This window comes from Rhodovulum sp. (assembly GCF_011048875.1).
Taxonomy (GTDB): domain Bacteria; phylum Pseudomonadota; class Alphaproteobacteria; order Rhodobacterales; family Rhodobacteraceae; genus Rhodovulum; species Rhodovulum tesquicola.
On sequence record NZ_DSDD01000301.1, the window covers coordinates 1 to 2,218 of the forward strand.

Annotated in this window: 4 protein-coding genes and 1 pseudogene; 2 read left to right on the forward strand and 3 right to left on the reverse strand. The window is 68.4% G+C overall.

The features are described from left to right. Window positions 1-106: 106 nt before the first annotated feature. Window positions 107-853 (reverse strand): annotated as a pseudogene (locus ENN83_RS10495) (phage tail tape measure protein); the annotation flags it as partial. 70 nt (window positions 854-923) lie between these two features. On the opposite strand from ENN83_RS10495, the gene ENN83_RS10500 reads away from it, so the two are divergent. Beyond that, window positions 924-1,136: an AbrB/MazE/SpoVT family DNA-binding domain-containing protein gene (locus tag ENN83_RS10500; RefSeq protein WP_036179405.1), complete on the forward strand. Its 213-nt coding sequence runs from the start codon at window positions 924-926 to the stop codon at window positions 1,134-1,136. Then, the gene (locus tag ENN83_RS10505) at window positions 1,136-1,516 is read left to right on the forward strand and encodes a type II toxin-antitoxin system VapC family toxin (RefSeq protein WP_287186768.1); all 381 of its coding nucleotides are present in this window, start codon (window positions 1,136-1,138) and stop codon (window positions 1,514-1,516) included. Before ENN83_RS10500 ends, ENN83_RS10505 begins: the two co-directional genes overlap by 1 nt. Here the strand turns inward: ENN83_RS10505 and ENN83_RS17275 are convergent. Continuing rightward, complete coding sequence (locus ENN83_RS17275) at window positions 1,506-1,751, reverse strand: DUF7697 family protein (RefSeq protein ID WP_422662631.1); 246 nt, start codon at window positions 1,749-1,751, stop codon at window positions 1,506-1,508. The two genes, ENN83_RS10505 and ENN83_RS17275, sit on opposite strands and share 11 nt — an antisense overlap. Next, on the reverse strand, window positions 1,748-2,203 hold the full coding sequence (locus ENN83_RS10515) for a hypothetical protein (RefSeq protein WP_287186772.1): 456 nt from the start codon (window positions 2,201-2,203) through the stop codon (window positions 1,748-1,750). Before ENN83_RS10515 ends, ENN83_RS17275 begins: the two co-directional genes overlap by 4 nt. Between the last annotated feature and the right edge of the window lie 15 nt (window positions 2,204-2,218).

Genomic DNA, 2,218 nt, shown 5'->3' on the forward strand with positions numbered 1-2,218 from the left:
GGAAAACCCGCCAAGGTCGCTATCGTTGTCATCATGCGCAAGCTCATCGAAATGGCAAACGCGCTTGTCAAAGCCGACCGGACTTGGGTTGAAAAAACCGCTTGATCAAGACGGATACTGCAGCGACCGCCAGCTGGTTCGACAGCCCGCGCCAGATCAGCCCGAGCCGGGAAATGGCATCGTTCGTCCGCTCGATCTGGTCGGCATCCTGCTCCGAGACAACGACCCCGAAGGCAAGCACGTCCTCTGTCGCCTGGCGCAGCGTCGCGGTGTCGATCCGCGTGAACACGAGCGCCGCCCGATCACCGAAGAGCTGGGAGGCCACGGCCGCGCGCTCTGCCTCTGGCACGTATTGCCCCAGCGCCTGCTGGATCGCGGCGATGCGCGCGTCGAGCGGCAGGCGCTGCAGATCCTCGGCCGTGAGCCCCAGCCGGCGCAGCGCCTCGACTGCAGGACCCGTGCCGGAGGCGGCCTGGCTGAGCCGTCGGGTCAGCTGGACCGTGGCCTGCTCGACCTGACCCATCGACACGCCCGCCAGATCGCCCGCGCGTTCGAGCACCTGGATGCTGGCGACGGTGGTGTCGAGGGAGGCCGCGAGCTTGGCCTGCGCATCCACCGTCTGGAGCCCGGAGCGGACCATGGCGACACCGGCTGCCGTGGCCGCAGCCACCGCAGCAGCAGCGGCCACGCGCACCCGCCGCGAGAAGGCCGCCAGCCGCCGGTTCGCGGCTTCCATCTCCTGACTCAGCCGCCCGAAGCCGCGCTTGCCAGCTTCGCCGACGCCCTCCAGCTCGGAGCGCAATTGCCGGCCGCCCACTGCGGCAAGGCGGACGGAGACACGTTTTTCGGCCATCGGTCAGAGTCCTTGCTTTCGCTGCATTGGCGTCTTACGTTTTAGCCATCGATCAAATGGAGGTATGGCCATGGCCGAAACCGCGACGCTGTCCTCGAAATTCCAGATCTCGATTCCCAAGGCGATCCGGGCCGCCCAGCATTGGGAGGCCGGGCTAACCTTCGCCTTCATCCCCAAGGGCACCGGCGTCCTGCTTGTGCCGGTGCCGAAGCGCGAGGCGCTGAAGGGTCTCGCGCGCGGCGCGTCCGCCACCGATTATCGCGACCGGACGGACCGGTTCTGATGATCCTCGTCGACACGTCGGCGTGGATCGAATGGCTGATCGGCTCGCCTACCGGCGACACGCTGGCCGGGCATCTGCCCGATCAGGCCGACTGGCTAGTGCCGACCATGGTCCAGCTGGAACTGGCGAAATGGCTCACCCGCGAGGCGGGCGAGGACAAGGCCGATCAGGTGATCGCCTTCACGCAGGTCTGCACCGTCGTGCCGCTCGACACCGAGATCGCCCTCGCGGCTGCCGAGGCCTGCCGCGAGCACAAGCTGGCGACGGCGGACGCGATCATCTTCGCGACCGCCTGGGCGCATGACGCGGCGCTCCTGACCTGCGACAAGCATTTCGAGGGACTGCCCGGCGTCACGCTGATCGAGAAGATCAAGGCCTGACCCCCGGGTCGCCATTTGCCGCCATCTCCTCGTTCAGCTTGCGCACCATCACCGCCTCGATGACGGGCAGCAGTTCGGCCATGGCGAGCGGCGGCACGCCGAGGGCGTCACCGAGCGCCAGCGCGGCGGACATGTCCCAGCCGATCACCGCGCCCGGCAGTACGCGGAGCTGCCCGCCGAGACGGCCGACCAGGTCCCAGACCTGCCAACCCTCCGGCGTTTCCGGACGGTTCAGCCGCGCCGGGCAGTCCGGGCAGGCTTGTGCGCAGGCTCCGCAGGGTTCGCAACCCTCGCAGTAGCGCTCGCCCCCGCCGAAGGACCATTCGGCGAGAGCGCGGAGGCGTTTTTTTCCTGTTCCAGCAGCAGGCCCTTCGAGACGTAGGTCAGCTGGAAGGCCTCGAAGATCGGCCAGACGTCGAGCAGCGCATCGATGGCCTCGGAGCTGGGATCGATGGGATTGCCGTCGGTGTCGCCGATGCCCTCCCAGCCGAGCACGGCGCGGCGCGCGAGCGCCTTGGCGAAGGCGACGGCACGCTCCTCGTCGGAGGCCTCGTCAGGCACAGCCTCGACGGCGGCGTCGCTCCGGGTCGCCACCATCAGCGCCGTGGTCAGCGGGCGCAGCTGCACCCGGACGCCGGGCGCAAGGTCGTGCCAGCGCGGCGCGTTTGTCAGGTCGAGCGTGAGCATCAATACGTCTCCACA

Excerpts from the sequence above, each read along its gene's own strand:
- ENN83_RS10500 (WP_036179405.1), top strand. The coding sequence starts at position 924 with ATGGCCGAAACCGCGACGCTGTCCTCGAAATTCCAGATCTCGATTCCC.
- ENN83_RS10505 (WP_287186768.1), top strand. The coding sequence starts at position 1,136 with ATGATCCTCGTCGACACGTCGGCGTGGATCGAATGGCTGATCGGCTCG.
- ENN83_RS10515 (WP_287186772.1), bottom strand. The coding sequence starts at position 2,203 with ATGCTCACGCTCGACCTGACAAACGCGCCGCGCTGGCACGACCTTGCG.